The organism is Stenotrophomonas sp. WHRI 8082, from assembly GCF_040223995.2.
Taxonomy (GTDB): Bacteria; Pseudomonadota; Gammaproteobacteria; order Xanthomonadales; family Xanthomonadaceae; genus Stenotrophomonas.
In genome coordinates, this window is record NZ_CP167826.1 from 3673396 (window position 1) to 3687563 (window position 14168).

Below are 14168 nucleotides of genomic sequence, written 5' to 3' on the forward strand. Positions count from 1 at the left end.
TGGCTCGGCGCTACAGTTACGGTGCCGGTATCGCGTTGCGCAGGTCGACCACCCGCCAGCGCAGTCCCTGCGGTTCCAGCACCACCTGCAGCGGCGGCTCGGCGGGACCCCGATCTACATCCACCACGAACCGATCCAGCCGCTCGAACCGATGCCTGGCTTCCTTCAGCGGTTGCGCCGGCTCGGTGGCACCGTACGCATCGCCGCCCTGCAACTCGTTGCGACCCCGCTTGTACAGCACGTGTCCCTGCAGCAGGGCGCCGATGTCCATCGGGGTGATCATCGTATCCACCGCGGCACCGCCCAGCTGGCCACCCAGCCCGTAGAGCAGCGCGCCGAACGGGCTTTCGGCCACGCCGGGCCCCGCCTGGCGGACCAGGTAGTCGCTGATCTGTGCGCGCAGGCTGACGCGAACCCGCGGGAAATCGACATAACGTTCCAGGCGGGAGGTATCACGCAGCTCGATGGCGGTGGCCAAGCCATGGACGGTCAGATACGGGCCACTGAACCACCAGCCCGCAAGCGCCAGCACCAGCAACACGACAACGGTAATGAGTTTCTTCATCGGACAGGCAGCGCAGAGGAGGACACACAGCGTGCCGCATCGCCAAGGCGGCCGGGTTAAGCCTCAGTGACTGGGTGAGCCACTGCCGTCGCCGAAGGCCTCGACCAGCGCCGCCAGGTCGGCCTCCGTCAGCCGGTCCGGATCGGTCTGCAGCACCTGTTCCAGGCTCGCCACCCGGGTCGTACCGAGGATGCCAGCCGCCACCCCGGGATGCCGCAGCACGTAAGCAAACGCGGTCTGCGCCGGGCGCTGCGAGCGGATCGCCGCCACCGCCTGCTGCATCGCGCGGGCGCTGTGCATCAGGCGACGGCTGCTCGGTTTCAGCCACGCGCGGGCAAGATACCAGGCATCGGCGAGGCGCGGCACACGGGCACGCGCAGGCAGCAGGTGCCCCTGCGCCAGCACCGTACCGGCCAGAACGCCGATGCCGGCCTCGTGCAGCCGGCTGATGTGCGTGCCGCGATCCTGCTGCAGTGCGTTGTAGTCCAACAGGACCACATCGAAGGCTGCCGGATGCGCCAGCATCCAGTCAAACGTCACCGCCGAATGGGTATTGATGCCCGTGCTGCGGATGAGCCCGCGCTGTCGCAGCTGCTGCAGCGCGTGCAGCAGCTCATCGGTGATTTCGTGGCCACCGATGCCATGCAACTGATACACGTCAAGGTAGTCCAGCCCCAGGTTGCGCAAGGACGCCTCGCAGCTGGCGACGATCGCCGCGGGCGAGAAGTCGCGTTGCTCCGCCCCGCTGATGCCCGCTTGGCCGGTCAGCGTGCCGCCCTTGCTCGAGATCACCAGCGAATCGCGTGGAAAACGTGACAGCAGCGGGCGCAGGATGCGACCGAGCCGAGGTTCCGCGTTGAACCCCGAGTAGTTGTGGCCCGTATCCAGCAGATTGAGTCCGCGCTCCAGCGCATGGGCCACCACGCGCGCGGCGTCGGCTTCATCGAAGCGCCGGTGCCCCCAGAATCCAGAGCAGCCCAGGCCGACGGGCGAAACCTGCAGGCCGGTGCGTCCGAGCGTTCGCCGTTGCTGAGTGAGCGGAGTGGTGGTCACGGAACTCAGAATTCCAGGTCCAGCGCAGCGCACAGATAGTCCACGAACGGCCCCAGCGCGGCCAGGTCCTTGCCCAAGGTGGAGAGCAGACGCGGCCCCGTCATCATGGTGTCGTCGAGCGGACGCCACATGACCCAATTACGGTGCTTCAGGTCTTCGACGAACTCGAAATCCGCCGGGAATCCGCGCGGCGGCCGGACCAGTTTTTCCGTCTGCTCCAGCTCGAACCGTCGACGCAGTGCAGGGGCATGCGCGGCCTGTTTCCAGCTGCCCGGGTTGTCCAGGATGAAATGACGGATGCGCCGCTGGGTGTCCGGCTCCGGGTGCCACAGCCCTGCGCCGACAAAGCTTCCGCCGGGCTGCAGGTGGATGTAGAAAGACGGTGCGGCGACTTCACGGCGCCGCTCATGGAACAGGCGGGCGCCCTGCCAGTTCTTGTACGGTGATTTGTCGTTGGAAAAACGCGCATCGCGGTAGATGCGGAACAACGATCCGCCCATCGTGCGCGTATCGGCACGGAACTTCGGGCTGACCTCGGCCAGTGCGGGCTGCAGGTCGCCGATCAGGCGCAGGAACGGCTGGCGCACGTGATCTTCGTACTGCTGCTTGTGCTCGTTGAACCACGGCTTTTCGTTATGCAGGGCCAGGTTGCGCAGGAAGGCGAAGCTGGCATCGGAAAAATAGGCACTCACAGGCTGTCCTCAAGCTGCTTGCCCCAATCGCGCAGTGCCTGCAGCAGCGTGTTGCGGCGCAGGTCGTCGGCCGACTCGGCGGCAAGGGTATCGATCTGTTCGCGGTACTCGGCCAGGTTCACCTCACCCAGCCGGTCGTCGCCCCGCAGTCGCTTCTGCCGGTAGGCCTGCCAGCGCGCCTTCGCGGCCGGGTCCAGGCTGCCGGGATGGTTGCGTGCCCGGTAACGCAGCAGCAACTCGGGCAGACGCGGGTCGTTGAATTCGCCTTCAAGCGCGGCCAATCCGTCCGCCGCCGTAGTGCGTACGCGTGCCAGCAGCGGTTTGTCACCGGCACCGAGGAAGCCATCGTAGATCGAGGCATCCACATCGGAGGGGCCACCTTCGCGCGGGCGGGAAAAGACCAGGCGCGCCTTTTCGGCCAGCATCGGGGCGTGCGGACGCAGCCGCTCCACCTTGGCCTGGATCGCGTCGACGTCCAGCCCCAGCCGCGCGTGGTCGTCCGCACGCAGATGGTTCCAGGTGACCAGCGCCGGCACCTTGTTGGTATGCACTTCTTTCAATGGCACGCGCGCCATGCCCTCGGGCATCTCACTGGAGCGCAGGTACAGCCGCTCGGCGATGGTCTCGGCCGGCAGCTCCAGCAGCGCATCGATATCGCCCTCCAGATCGAACACGATGTACCGGTTGTTGATCTGCGGGTGCACGGCCAGCGGCAACACCGGGGCCGCGCACAGGCGCGTGGCGGGGTAACGCATGGAGATGTGCAGCAGCGGTTGCAGTGCGGTCACATCCAGCAGGCTGGAAACAAACCGCTTGTCACGCAGACGCAGCGCGTACTCCCACAGGCGCGGCTGCGCCTTGCGGAACAGGCGCGCCATGCCGATCGTCGCGCGCACATCCGACAGGGCCTCATGCGCGTCGCCATCGCGCACCCCGTTGGCCTCGGCCAGATGTTCCAGCTTGAAGGACGTGGCGCCGTCCTCGCGTTTGGGCCACACGATGCCCTCCGGGCGCAGTGCATGCATCAACCGCAGCATGTCCAGCAGGTCCCAGCGCGAGTTGCCGTTGCGCCATTCGCGCTCATACGGGTCGAAGAAGTTGCGGAACAGACCATGACGGATGAACTCGTCGTCGAAGCGCAGCGTGTTGTAGCCCAGCGAGCAGGTGCCCGGACGGCTCATCAGGTCGTTGATGCGCGCCAGCGCGTCGGCCTCGCTGATGCCCTCGGCCAGCGCATGCTGCGGGGTGATGCCGGTCACCAGCGTGGCGTACGGCGAGGGCAGCAGGTCGTCGGCGGGACGCACGTAAAAGCTGACCGGCGTGTCGATCTCGTTGAGCTCGGCATCGGTGCGGATGGCAGCGAACTGGGCGATGCGGGTGCGGCGTGGATCCTGGCCGAACGTTTCGAGGTCATAGAACAGGAAGCTGTCAGCCATCAGTGCGCGCCCTCCAGCACCGGCAACTTGGCGTGCACTTCGGATTCGAGGGCGGACCAGTCGATCTGCAGCAGCGAATCGAGGCCGTGGGTGGCGTTGCGCAGGATGCGGCGCTGGATCCGGGTGCGCTCCAGCGCGACCGCGTAGGGCGTGTGCAGGAAGGTAACCATGGTGTAGTGTGGCACGAAGCGGGTAGGCCAGCGCTGCTGCAGCGCAAGCTCCAGTTCACGCTGCAGCAGGAACGTCGGCTCGGCGACCTGGTCGCGCATTTCCACGTAGTTTTCCAGCGCCATCTGCTGGATCGCCCACGCATTCGGCGAGCGCTCCACTTCGAATTCGGCGTATGCCGTGCGCAGGTCCGTGGCCACATCCAGATGCCGCGCCAGTGCCACGCAGTCTTCAAAGGCGCAGTTCATGCCTTGGCCGTGGAACGGCACCATCGCGTGCGCGGCATCACCGATCAGCACGGCCTTGTCGTCGCTGTGCCAGCGTTCCAGATACAGCGTGCCGAGCAACCCGGGCGGATGTGCATCCCAGTCCGCGCGCAGGTCGGGTATCAGGGGCAGTGCATCCGGGAATTCCCGCGCGAACAGCGCATGCGCCTGGTCACTGCTCACCACGGTGTTGAACCCCGGATTGCCCTTGTTGGGCAGGAACACGGTGACCGTGAACGTTCCTTCGTGGTTGGGCAGGGCGATGCACATGAAGCGGCCGCGCGGCCAGATGTGCAGCGCATTCGGATCGATCTGGAACGCACCATCGGGGCCGGGCGGAATCTCCAGCTCCTTGTACGAGTGGTCCAGGAATTCGGTCCGCTCACCCAGTGGCTGGCGGCGGTTCATTGCCCCACGCAGTGCCGAGCCGGCACCGTCGGCACCGATCAGGCTGTCGAAGCGGATGTCGTGCGGCGTATCGTCACGGTCATCGATGAAACGCGCCTGCTGCGCATCGAAGTCGACAGTGTGCAGGCGGCGGTGGAAATGCACCGTCGCACCCGCCGCCTCGGCCAGCTCCAGCAGGGTGATGTTGAGATCGCGGCGGTGGATCGACCAGATCACTTCGCTGTCGTCGCGGCCGTAGCGCTGCAACTGCGGCGCGTCGCCGTCGCGCAGATGGACCATGCGGCCGCGCATCATCACCGCGCGCGCCATCACCGCTGCTTCGACGTGGGCGCCGGCCTGGCGCAGTGCATTGCGTCCACGCTCGGCCAGCGCCAGGTTGATCGAGCGCCCGCTTTCATAGCCACTCACGCGCGGATCGCCACGGCGTTCGTACACCGTGATGTTCCAGCCCTGCCGCGACAGCAGGATGGCCAGCAGCGAGCCGGCCAGGCCCGCGCCGACAAGGGTCAGTGATCGCGGGCGGGCAGGGGGCTTCAGAGAGGGCTGCACGGGCTCAGCCACCGGCCCACGCCTCCACTTCGTCGACGAAGTGGTGCACGTCCTGGTAGCGGTTGTAGAGCGGCGTTGGGGAGATGCGGATGACATCCGGCTCGCGCCAGTCGCCCAGCACGCCAACCGAGCGGAGATGCTCGAACAGGGCGCGGCCCCGCTCGCGGCCACCGATCACCCGCAGCGAAAGCTGGCAACCGCGCCGCTCGGCTTCGGCCGGGGTGATGCGCTCCAGCACGTGCGGCAGCCTTGCCTGCACCAGCGCGTCAAGCAGGCCGGTGAGCGCCTCCGATTTCTTGCGCAGCGCGTCCATGCCGGCGCGTTCGAACAGATCCAGCGAGGCACGCAGCGGCGCGAGGCCGAGGATCGGCGGATTGCTCAACTGCCAGCCCTCTGCACCGACCGCCGGGGTGAACTGTGGGGCCATCTGGAAGCGGGTGGACTCTTCATGACCCCACCAGCCAGCGAAGCGGGGCAGGGTGCGGTCGCGGTGATGTCGTTCGTGGACGAACGCACCGGCCACGGCGCCAGGGCCGCTGTTGAGGTACTTGTAATGGCACCAGACGGCAAAATCCGGTGCCACGTCGTGCAGGTTGAGTGGCAGATTGCCGACCGAGTGTGCCAGGTCGAAGCCGATGGCGGCACCCTGCGCCCGCGCCAGTGCGGTGATGGCCTGCAGGTCGAACGCCTGGCCCGTGCGGTACTGCACGCCGGGCCACAGCACCAGCGCCAGCCGCGCACCCTGCGTGGCGATGGCCTGCTCGATGGCGGCGAGCGAAATCGTACCGGCGGCCTCGTCGGGCTGTACTTCCACCAGACAGTCGGCCGGGTCGAAGCCGTGGAAACGGATCTGTGCCTCCACCGCATGGCGGTCCGTCGGGAACGCGCCTGCTTCCATCAGGATCACCGGGCGCTGCGTGGTGGGGCGGTAGAAGCTCACCATCATCAGATGCAGGTTGACGCTCAGCGTGTTCATCGCCACTACTTCGCTGGGCAATGCCCCCACCACCCGGGCCAACTGCTCGCTGACCAGCCGGTGGTAGCCCAGCCACTGGGTGGGGCCGGTGAAGTGGCCTTCCACGGCCAGGTCGCCCCATTGGCCCATCACTTCCTGCACCATCGCCTGCGCACCGCGCGGCTGCAGGCCCAGCGAGTTGCCGACAAAGTAGATCTGCTGGCCGCCATTGTGGCGTGGGATCAGGAATTCATCGCGCAAGGCGCGCAGCGGATCTGCGGCATCCAGGGCCAGGGCATGGGCGCGGGTAAGCAGTTCGGACATGAGGGCAGCGGCATAGATTGACGTGGCACGAAGTGTACCGCGCAGCGGACGGGCCGATCGTCGTCGACCCCGGTGGCGCCGATCCACGCTGGGTGGAATGTCCGAGGCGTGCGCAGCGCCGCCGAGTCGGGTGCGTTGGCCCTGGCAAGGATGCAGGTAGCGCCGAGCCATGCTCGGCGGAATGCCCGACCCGCGCGCAGCGCCGGGTCGCCGATCATGGCAAACGCAGGGTAGCGCCGAGCCATGCTCGGCGGAATGTCCATCCCGCGCGAAGCGCCACCGAGCACGGCTCGGCGCCCCCTTGCAGGTCAGCCCGCAGGCAGCGGGTCGACGTGGCCGCACTGCGCACACGTGCGCAGCGACAGATCGCCTTGGTAGCGGGCGAAGACTTTTGGCAGATCACTTTCGATGTTCTGCAGGTGGAACCACTCTTCATGCAGCAGGTGGTTGCAGCGCTCGCAGTGCCACGCCACGCCGTCGCGCTCATGGGGAAGCCGCTTGCGCTCCACCACCAGCCCGACGCCACCGGCGGGGCGACGCGGTGAGTGCGGTACGTTGCCGGGCAGCAGGAAAATTTCACCGGCGCGTATCGGAATATCGCGGACCGCGCCGTCCTCCTGCACTTTCAGCACCATCTCGCCCTCGAGCTGGTAGAACCATTCCGGACCGGCATCGATATGGAAGTCGGTGCGCGCGTTCGGACCGCCGACCACCATCACGATGAAGTCGCCGTCCTCGATCATCTTGTTGCCCACCGGCGGCTTCAGCAGGTGGCGATTCTCTTCTACCCAGGCCAGCAGGTTGATCGGCGACGCAAGCATGACGCTACTCCTGTGGAAAGCTCAGTCGCGCTTGCCGGTGCGCGGAACGAAGGACAGCGCCTTCTCATAAGCCGGCTGCAGCGCTTCGGCGCTGTCCACGTCGATGCCCATCTCGCGCACGCGCCCATCGCGCAGGCTGTAGACCCATCCGTGCACCGTCAGCTTCTGGCCGCGGGTCCATGCATCACGGACGATCGTCGACTGGCATGCGTTGGCCACCTGTTCGATGACGTTCAGTTCGCACAGCCGCGCATGGCGCTGGTCCGGATCGTCGATCGCATCCAGGATCGCGGCGTGCTTCTGCGCCACATCGCCGACGTGGCGCAGCCAGTTGTCGGCCAGGCCCACGCGCACATTGTTGAGGCTGGCATGCACGCCGCCGCAGCCGTAATGGCCGACGATCAGGATGTGCTTCACCTTCAACTGGTCCACGGCGTACTGGATCACGCTCAGGCAGTTCAGGTCGGTGTGCGCCACGACGTTGGCCACGTTGCGGTGGACGAACACCTCGCCCGGCGCCATGCCGATGATCTGGTTCGCCGGCACGCGCGAATCGGAGCACCCGATCCACAGATACTCGGGACTCTGCTGGGTGGACAGGCGATGGAAGAATTCGGGGTCTTCCTTCTGCACCCGATCAGCCCATTCGCGGTTGTTCTGCAGCAGCTTGAAAACGTCTTTCATGAAAGTGTCCCTGCGGGAAAGGGGATGGCTCAATCAGCCATGCGCTATGGCGTGGCAAGGAAGCGGCGCATCCACTGCGCCAGCTCATGCGAAGCGGGGGAGGGCAACGCCTCCAGCGCGCCCATGACGGCCTGCTGGTTGGCCACCGGATGGTTCTGGCTGAGCTTGAGTTTCAGTTGCACATCGTCCACCACGAAACGGAAGCCGATGATGCCGCGCAGTTGACTGCGGTGGTCTTCGCGTTCGGGTTCGAACCGCCATGCCTGGCCCACACCGGCTTCAAACAGATCGCCGGTAGCAGCAACCAGATCCGCCAGCGCGTCGGTGTCGTCGAAGCGCTGCAGTTGGCCGCGCAGTTCGGCGGCGGCATAGTTCCAGGTCGGTACGCGGGCCATCTGTTCTTTGTCCGGATACCACGACGCCGAGATGTAGCCATGCGGTCCGTCCACCAGCACCTTGGCGGCCCCGTCGCGACGCGACTGCGGGTTCGCCCTGGCCCAGTGGCCATGCAGTGTGATGTCACTGCCTTGGCGCTGGTACAGCACCGGCAGTCGGGTCAGCTCCGGCAGGCCATCGTCGCCGGTGGTGAGCACGGTGATGAACGGATCGCGCGCGAACAACGCGTCCAGCCACTGCAGGTCGGTCTCGGCGAACGCGCGCGGGGTGAACACCGTTCTTAGACCGTGCGGCCCAGCGACTGCACCATCAGGCCGCGCAGGCCTTCGTCGCTGGACGCTTTCGGCGGCTGCACTTCATGCAACGAGAAACCGCGCACCAGCGCGTCTTCTTCATCCAGCCCCTCGAACTCGACGAAGTCGGCGTCGAACAGTTGCGCGCGCGCGGTGTCTTCGCCGTCATAGCTCAGCGTGTTGCCATCACTGTCGAGCACCTCGGCGGTGCCGGCAGGCCGGATGCGCAGGCGTGCCCAGATCAGCGTGTTGCCGAGGCTGGCCAGCCACCAGGTGTCCTGGGATGCGGTTTCTTCATTCATTTCGTGATTACCAGAGCGATGCCAGCCAGAGCAGGGCAGCCATGCCCAATCCTGCCAGCAGGGTCAGCAGCGACACCCAGGCCGGTGTCGCCAGCCCGGACAGCGAGCGGTCCGGCTGCGCGCGGTAGTCACGCCGCAGCAGCCAGGCCAACGCCTCGGGCTTGAGGAAGGCGCCGCTGCCGAAGCGCTGCGACAGCGCCGGGTGGCGGTCGCGCAGGTGCACCAGGGTCAGCGGCCAGAAAATCACGAAGGCACTGAACCCGGCGATCGCCACGCCAAAAAAACACAGCGCGAAGAACAGGGTCATCGTTGCAGTACCTCCATGAGTGCAGGATGGATCAGAAGTCGGCGCTGCCCGGTGCACGCGGATACGCAATCGCATCACGGATGTTGGACAAGCCGCACACGTAAACCACCAGGCGCTCGAAGCCGAGGCCGAAGCCGGCATGCGGCACCGAACCGTAGCGGCGGAAGTCGCGGTACCAGCTGTAGTGCTCGCGGTCCAGGCCAAACTGCGCCATGCGTGCATCCAGCACGTCCAGGCGCTCTTCGCGCTGGCTGCCACCGATGATCTCGCCGATGCCCGGCGCCAGTACGTCCATCGCGGCGACGGTCTTGCCATCGTCGTTCAGGCGCATGTAGAACGCCTTGATGTGCTCGGGGTAGTTGGTGACCACCACCGGACGCCCGATGTGTTCTTCGGTCAGCCAGCGCTCATGCTCGGTCTGCAGGTCCAAGCCCCACTCGACCGGGAAGTCGAACTTCTTGCCCGAGTTCTGCAGCAGCTTCACCGCTTCGGTGTAGTCGATCTGCTCGAACGGGGCGTTGATGAAGTTTTCCAGCTTGCTGATCGCGTTCTTGTCCACGCGCTCGGCAAGGAAGGCCAGATCATCACCGCGCTCGTCCAGCACCGCACGGAACAGGTATTTCAGGAACTCTTCGGCCAGGCGCGCATCTTCGGCCAGGTCCGCGAACGCGATTTCCGGCTCGATCATCCAGAACTCGGCCAGATGCCGCGTGGTGTTGCTGTTCTCGGCGCGGAAGGTCGGACCGAAGGTATACACCTTGCTCAGCGCCAGGCAGTACGCCTCGACATTCAGCTGGCCGGACACGGTCAGGAAGGTTTCCTTGCCGAAGAAGTCGCGGCTGAAATCCACTTCGCCGCGGTCGTTGCGCGGCAGGTTGATCATGTCCAGCGTGGAAACGCGGAACATCTGCCCTGCGCCTTCGGCATCGGAGGTGGTGATGATCGGCGTGCTGATCCAGTTGAACCCGTTCTGGTGGAAGAACCGGTGCACGGCTTGCGACAGGCAGTTGCGGATGCGGGTGACCGCACCGAACAGGTTGGTGCGCGGGCGCAGGTGGGCGACTTCGCGCAGGAACTCCGGCGACATCGGCTTCGGCTGGATCGGGTAGGTAAGCGGGTCTTCGACCCAGCCGACCACTTCCACGTGGCTGCCCTGGATTTCGAACGACTGGCCCTTGCCCTGCGACTTCACCAACGTGCCCTTGGCGATGACCGAGCAGCCACTGGTCAGGCGCTTGATTTCATCGAAGTTGGCCAGTGATTCGGCCGCCACCACCTGGATGGGGGCAAAGCAGGACCCGTCGGTGACATTGATGAAGGCCAGATTCGCTGAGCCACGGACCGTGCGCACCCAGCCGCGCACCGTGACTTCGCCGCCTTCCGGGATCTTCCCCGCAAGCGCATGTTCAACGCTGACCACCGTCATGACTTGAATCCTCTGCTGATCGACTCGATCTGTGAATTCGAAGTTTACCGGTTGCAGCGTTCTGCTTGCGAGGCATTTCTGCCGGGCCGGTCCCCTTTATACTCGTCTGGTACCTTCGTGGAGCACCATCATGGCTGTCAGCCTGACCCCCATTGCCTTTGAGCGCGTCCAGCGCTTCGTTTCCCAGAGCCCGGGGGCGCTGTTCTGCTTGCGAGGCATTTCTGCCGGGCCGGTCCCCTTTATACTCGTCTGGTACCTTCGTGGAGCACCATCATGGCTGTCAGCCTGACCCCCATTGCCTTTGAGCGCGTCCAGCGCTTCGTTTCCCAGAGCCCGGGGGCGCTGGGCCTGCGCTTCGGCGTGACCCGTACCGGCTGCTCCGGCTGGGGCCATGTGACCGACCTGGCACGCGACGAGCGCGAGGGCGACAGCGTGTTCGAACAGGAGGGCGTGCGCATCTACGTGGACGCGCAGAGCCTGCCGCTGGTGGATGGCACGGTGATCGACTTCGGCAAACACGGCCTGAGCGAGACGTTCACGTTCAAGAATCCGAACGCGTCGGCCGAATGCGGCTGCGGCGAGAGCTTTACCACAGACGAAACCCACCGCTGAGGGGTGGTTGCCGGGCTGCGCCCGGCGCCCGCAGAGGTGACGGTCACGCCAACAGCAACGTCAACGTCAACGTCAACGTCAACGTCCAGAGCTGCATGGCTGAGGGTTGGCAGGGCGGGGTGGGATTGGCGGGGGACGGCAAGGGCTGCATCCATGCGTGCCTCGTTTCGCGCCATCCATGGCGGGGTCCACGTCATCGCATTCGCGCTGCCGCTCCCACGCTTTGCTTCGCAAACCGCGGGCCCCGTCTCACCAGCACCCACACCCCGCCGCTTCGCGGCCGCCCCTGACTCAGGGGCTCCCTCCACCCCGCGAGATACCGTCATCTGTAGCGCCGAGCCGTGCTCGGCGGAATGTGCCCGCCAACGGCCCGCTGCGCTCGCCGACCATGGGTCGGCGCTACCGCTTTTCTTCTTTTTTCATACGCGGCGGGCGGCCCCGGAACCTGTCAGGGGGCCGGGCGGTGGGGCTGGGCGGGGGCGTTGAGTGCCATGGATGGCGCGAAACGAGCGCTACATGGACGTACTTGTGCGCGTCCCCCGACCAGCCCCACCGCCCGGCCCACTCGCAGCAGCCTTGAAGCAGCCAGCCGCGAGGGGGTTTCACCCGTTCGACGCCGCCGCTGCCAGCGACCCGGCGCCACGCCGGCGCTCGATCAGCACCGACACACCCCACAGCAGCAACCCCGCCGCCGCAGTAGCAGCGCCCACGTAACCGGTGGAGGCGTAGCCGAACCCGCCGCCGATGGCCATGCCGCCCAGCCACGGGCCCAGCGCATTGGCCGTATTGAACGCCGCGTGGTTGGATGCCGCCGCCAGCGTCTGCGCTTCACCGGCGGCATCCATCAGGCGGGTCTGCAGGGCCACGGCCAGCGCGCCCATCGTGCCCACCGCGATGATCGCCGGCACCATCGCCCACGCCGTGTGGGCCGCCAGCGGAAACAGCAGCAGCACCACCACCGACCACGCCAGCAGCACGCCGGCCGCGCGGAACTGCAGGCGATCCACCAGCCAGCCGCCCATCATGTTGCCGATGATCGCGCCGACACCGAACAGGCCCACGGCCGCCGGCATCCAGCGCTCGTTGATGCCGGTGACATGCACCAGCGTGGGGGCCAGGTAAGTGAAGACGCAGAACATGCCGGCAAAGCCGATCGAGCCGATGGCCAGCGCCAGCCACACCTGGGTGGTGTTGAACGCGCGCAGTTCGCGCATCGGACTGGTGCGCACTTCGTTCGGGTCCGGCGCCAGGTGGCGGGCCACCATCACCACCGTGGCCAACGCCAGCAGGCTGACCAGCGCAAACGCGGTGCGCCAGGTGAACTGTTGGCCCAGCCAGGTGGTCAACGGATTGCCGACCAGGATGGCGACGGACAGGCCCAGCAGCACCTTGGACACCGCGGCGCCGCGTTGCGCCGGCGGGCTGATCGACGCTGCCACCAGCATGGCTACGCCGAAGTACGCGCCGTGCGGCAGCCCGGCGACGAAGCGCGCCAGCAACATCGTGGGGTAGCTGGGCGCCAGTGCGCTGGCCAGGTTGCCAATGGCATAGAAGCCCATCAGTCCCAGCAGCAGGCTGCGACGGCTGATCCCCGCACCGGCGAACGCCAGCACCGGCGCACCGACGACCACGCCGATCGCATATGCGCTGATCAGGTGGCCGACCTGGGCTTCAGTGATGGACAGGCCGCGGCTGATGTCCAGCATGAGGCCCATGCTGGCGAACTCGCTGGTGCCGATGGCAAACCCACCCAGCGACAGCGCCAGCAGAATGAAGGTGCGCTGGCGCGGTGTCAGTGTGGCCGCCAGTGAAGAAGTGACGACAGGGGCAGGGGACGGGTTCACGACAATCCGGGGCATGTAAACGATTGCAGATTGTACTGCTGCGCTGCAGCACGGTCGCGCGTTTTCCGTCCTGTGCGCTGAACGCTGTATTTCCAATGGCCGGCAGAGATCCCGCCGAGCGTGGCTCGGCGCTACCCATGTCGGGCGCACGCAATGTGTCAGCCCCACCGCCCGGCCGACGCCAGAGCTTGCCCCGCGCGAGCCAGCAAGGCATACTTGGCGGCTTCCTGCGCCCAGCGCGGGAACCCTTGCCCCACCGCCGAACTTACTGCGGGGGGCTGTCCGGCCTAACGGCCACATCCGAAAGGTATATAAACATGAGTCGTCATTACGAAATCGTGTTCCTGGTCCACCCGGACCAGAGCGAGCAGGTCCCGGCCATGATCGAGCGCTACAAGTCGCTGGTCGAGAACGGCAACGGCACCATTCACCGTCTGGAAGACTGGGGCCGTCGTCAGCTGGCTTACCCGATCCAGAACCTGGTGAAGGCCCACTACGTCATGCTGAACATCGAAGTGGACCAGGCCGTACTGAGCGAGCTGGTGGAAAGCTTCCGCTTCAACGATGCCGTGCTGCGCAACCTGGTCGTCAAGCGCGATGGCCCGGATACCGAGCAGTCGCTGATCATGAAGAGCAAGGACGAGAAGGGCGAGAAGCCCGAGCGTGGCGAGCGTCGTCGTCGTGACGACGAAGAAGGTGAGACCACCACCACCCCCGCCGCTGACACCGATGCCGGCGAAGACGCCGCTTCGGCCGCTTAAGGAGCACTGACATGTCCAAGTTCTTCCGTCGCCGCAAGTTCTGCAAGTTCACGGCCGAAGGTGTCAAGGAGATCGATTACAAGGATCTCAACACCCTGCGCCAGTACCTGACCGAGAACGGCAAGATCGTGCCGAGCCGCGTCACCGGTACCAAGTCGAAGTACCAGCGCCAGCTGGCAACGGCCGTCAAGCGCGCCCGTTTCCTGGCCCTGATCCCGTACACCGACAACCACGACATCTGATGCCGGCGGGCGGCCCCGTGCCGCCCCTCTGCACCTGATATTCGGACAGCCATCCGCTGCGGGG

At 66.1% G+C, this 14168-nt stretch carries 16 protein-coding genes; 3 read left to right on the plus strand and 13 right to left on the minus strand.

Annotation, left to right across the window (positions count from 1 at the left end; all coding sequences use genetic code 11):
* Window positions 1-16: 16 nt before the first annotated feature.
* The 12 genes from ABRP17_RS16015 to asnS all read right to left on the minus strand — a co-directional run bounded on the left by ABRP17_RS16015 (window position 17) and on the right by asnS (window position 10645).
* Window positions 17-565, minus strand: coding sequence for a DUF2939 domain-containing protein (locus tag ABRP17_RS16015; RefSeq protein WP_349986260.1), 549 nt, complete (start codon window positions 563-565; stop codon window positions 17-19).
* Between the two features lie 63 nt (window positions 566-628).
* Window positions 629-1618 (minus strand): aldo/keto reductase, encoded by a 990-nt coding sequence (locus tag ABRP17_RS16020; RefSeq protein ID WP_188326908.1) that lies wholly within the window; start codon window positions 1616-1618, stop codon window positions 629-631.
* Between the two features lie 5 nt (window positions 1619-1623).
* On the minus strand, window positions 1624-2310 hold the full coding sequence (locus ABRP17_RS16025) for a DUF2461 domain-containing protein (protein ID WP_349986258.1): 687 nt from the start codon (window positions 2308-2310) through the stop codon (window positions 1624-1626).
* Window positions 2307-3746, minus strand: coding sequence for an exodeoxyribonuclease I (gene sbcB, locus ABRP17_RS16030; protein WP_349986257.1), 1440 nt, complete (start codon window positions 3744-3746; stop codon window positions 2307-2309). Before sbcB ends, ABRP17_RS16025 begins: the two co-directional genes overlap by 4 nt.
* Window positions 3746-5125: an NAD(P)/FAD-dependent oxidoreductase gene (locus tag ABRP17_RS16035; RefSeq protein WP_349986279.1), complete on the minus strand. Its 1380-nt coding sequence runs from the start codon at window positions 5123-5125 to the stop codon at window positions 3746-3748. Before ABRP17_RS16035 ends, sbcB begins: the two co-directional genes overlap by 1 nt.
* Window positions 5126-5141: 16 nt before the next feature.
* Window positions 5142-6416 carry a kynureninase gene (kynU, locus tag ABRP17_RS16040; RefSeq protein ID WP_349986256.1) on the minus strand — a complete coding sequence of 425 codons (1275 nt, stop codon included), beginning with the start codon at window positions 6414-6416 and terminating at the stop codon, window positions 5142-5144.
* Window positions 6417-6724: 308 nt separating this feature from the next.
* Window positions 6725-7237 carry a 3-hydroxyanthranilate 3,4-dioxygenase gene (locus ABRP17_RS16045; protein ID WP_349986255.1) on the minus strand — a complete coding sequence of 171 codons (513 nt, stop codon included), beginning with the start codon at window positions 7235-7237 and terminating at the stop codon, window positions 6725-6727.
* A 21-nt stretch (window positions 7238-7258) separates the two neighbouring features.
* Complete coding sequence (gene can / locus ABRP17_RS16050) at window positions 7259-7921, minus strand: carbonate dehydratase (RefSeq protein ID WP_188326915.1); 663 nt, start codon at window positions 7919-7921, stop codon at window positions 7259-7261.
* A 44-nt stretch (window positions 7922-7965) separates the two neighbouring features.
* Window positions 7966-8592 (minus strand): FMN-binding negative transcriptional regulator, encoded by a 627-nt coding sequence (locus ABRP17_RS16055; RefSeq protein WP_192080005.1) that lies wholly within the window; start codon window positions 8590-8592, stop codon window positions 7966-7968.
* A 5-nt stretch (window positions 8593-8597) separates the two neighbouring features.
* Window positions 8598-8912: a hypothetical protein gene (locus ABRP17_RS16060; protein WP_188326917.1), complete on the minus strand. Its 315-nt coding sequence runs from the start codon at window positions 8910-8912 to the stop codon at window positions 8598-8600.
* Window positions 8913-8919: 7 nt separating this feature from the next.
* Window positions 8920-9219, minus strand: coding sequence for a hypothetical protein (locus ABRP17_RS16065; protein ID WP_188326918.1), 300 nt, complete (start codon window positions 9217-9219; stop codon window positions 8920-8922).
* Window positions 9220-9250: 31 nt separating this feature from the next.
* Window positions 9251-10645 (minus strand): asparagine--tRNA ligase, encoded by a 1395-nt coding sequence (gene asnS, locus ABRP17_RS16070; protein WP_192080003.1) that lies wholly within the window; start codon window positions 10643-10645, stop codon window positions 9251-9253.
* Between the two features lie 273 nt (window positions 10646-10918).
* Between asnS and ABRP17_RS16075 the strand changes: the two genes are divergently transcribed.
* Window positions 10919-11257: an iron-sulfur cluster assembly accessory protein gene (locus tag ABRP17_RS16075; protein WP_192080001.1), complete on the plus strand. Its 339-nt coding sequence runs from the start codon at window positions 10919-10921 to the stop codon at window positions 11255-11257.
* 602 nt (window positions 11258-11859) lie between these two features.
* Here ABRP17_RS16075 and ABRP17_RS16080 read toward each other — a convergent pair.
* Window positions 11860-13116, minus strand: a complete 1257-nt coding sequence (locus ABRP17_RS16080) for an MFS transporter (protein WP_349984543.1) — start codon at window positions 13114-13116, stop codon at window positions 11860-11862.
* 302 nt (window positions 13117-13418) lie between these two features.
* Between ABRP17_RS16080 and rpsF the strand changes: the two genes are divergently transcribed.
* Both rpsF and rpsR read left to right on the plus strand, forming a co-directional pair.
* The gene (gene rpsF, locus ABRP17_RS16085; protein ID WP_188326922.1) at window positions 13419-13862 is read left to right on the plus strand and encodes a 30S ribosomal protein S6; all 444 of its coding nucleotides are present in this window, start codon (window positions 13419-13421) and stop codon (window positions 13860-13862) included.
* 11 nt (window positions 13863-13873) lie between these two features.
* Complete coding sequence (gene rpsR / locus ABRP17_RS16090; RefSeq protein ID WP_005926280.1) at window positions 13874-14104, plus strand: 30S ribosomal protein S18; 231 nt, start codon at window positions 13874-13876, stop codon at window positions 14102-14104.
* Window positions 14105-14168: the final 64 nt, after the last annotated feature.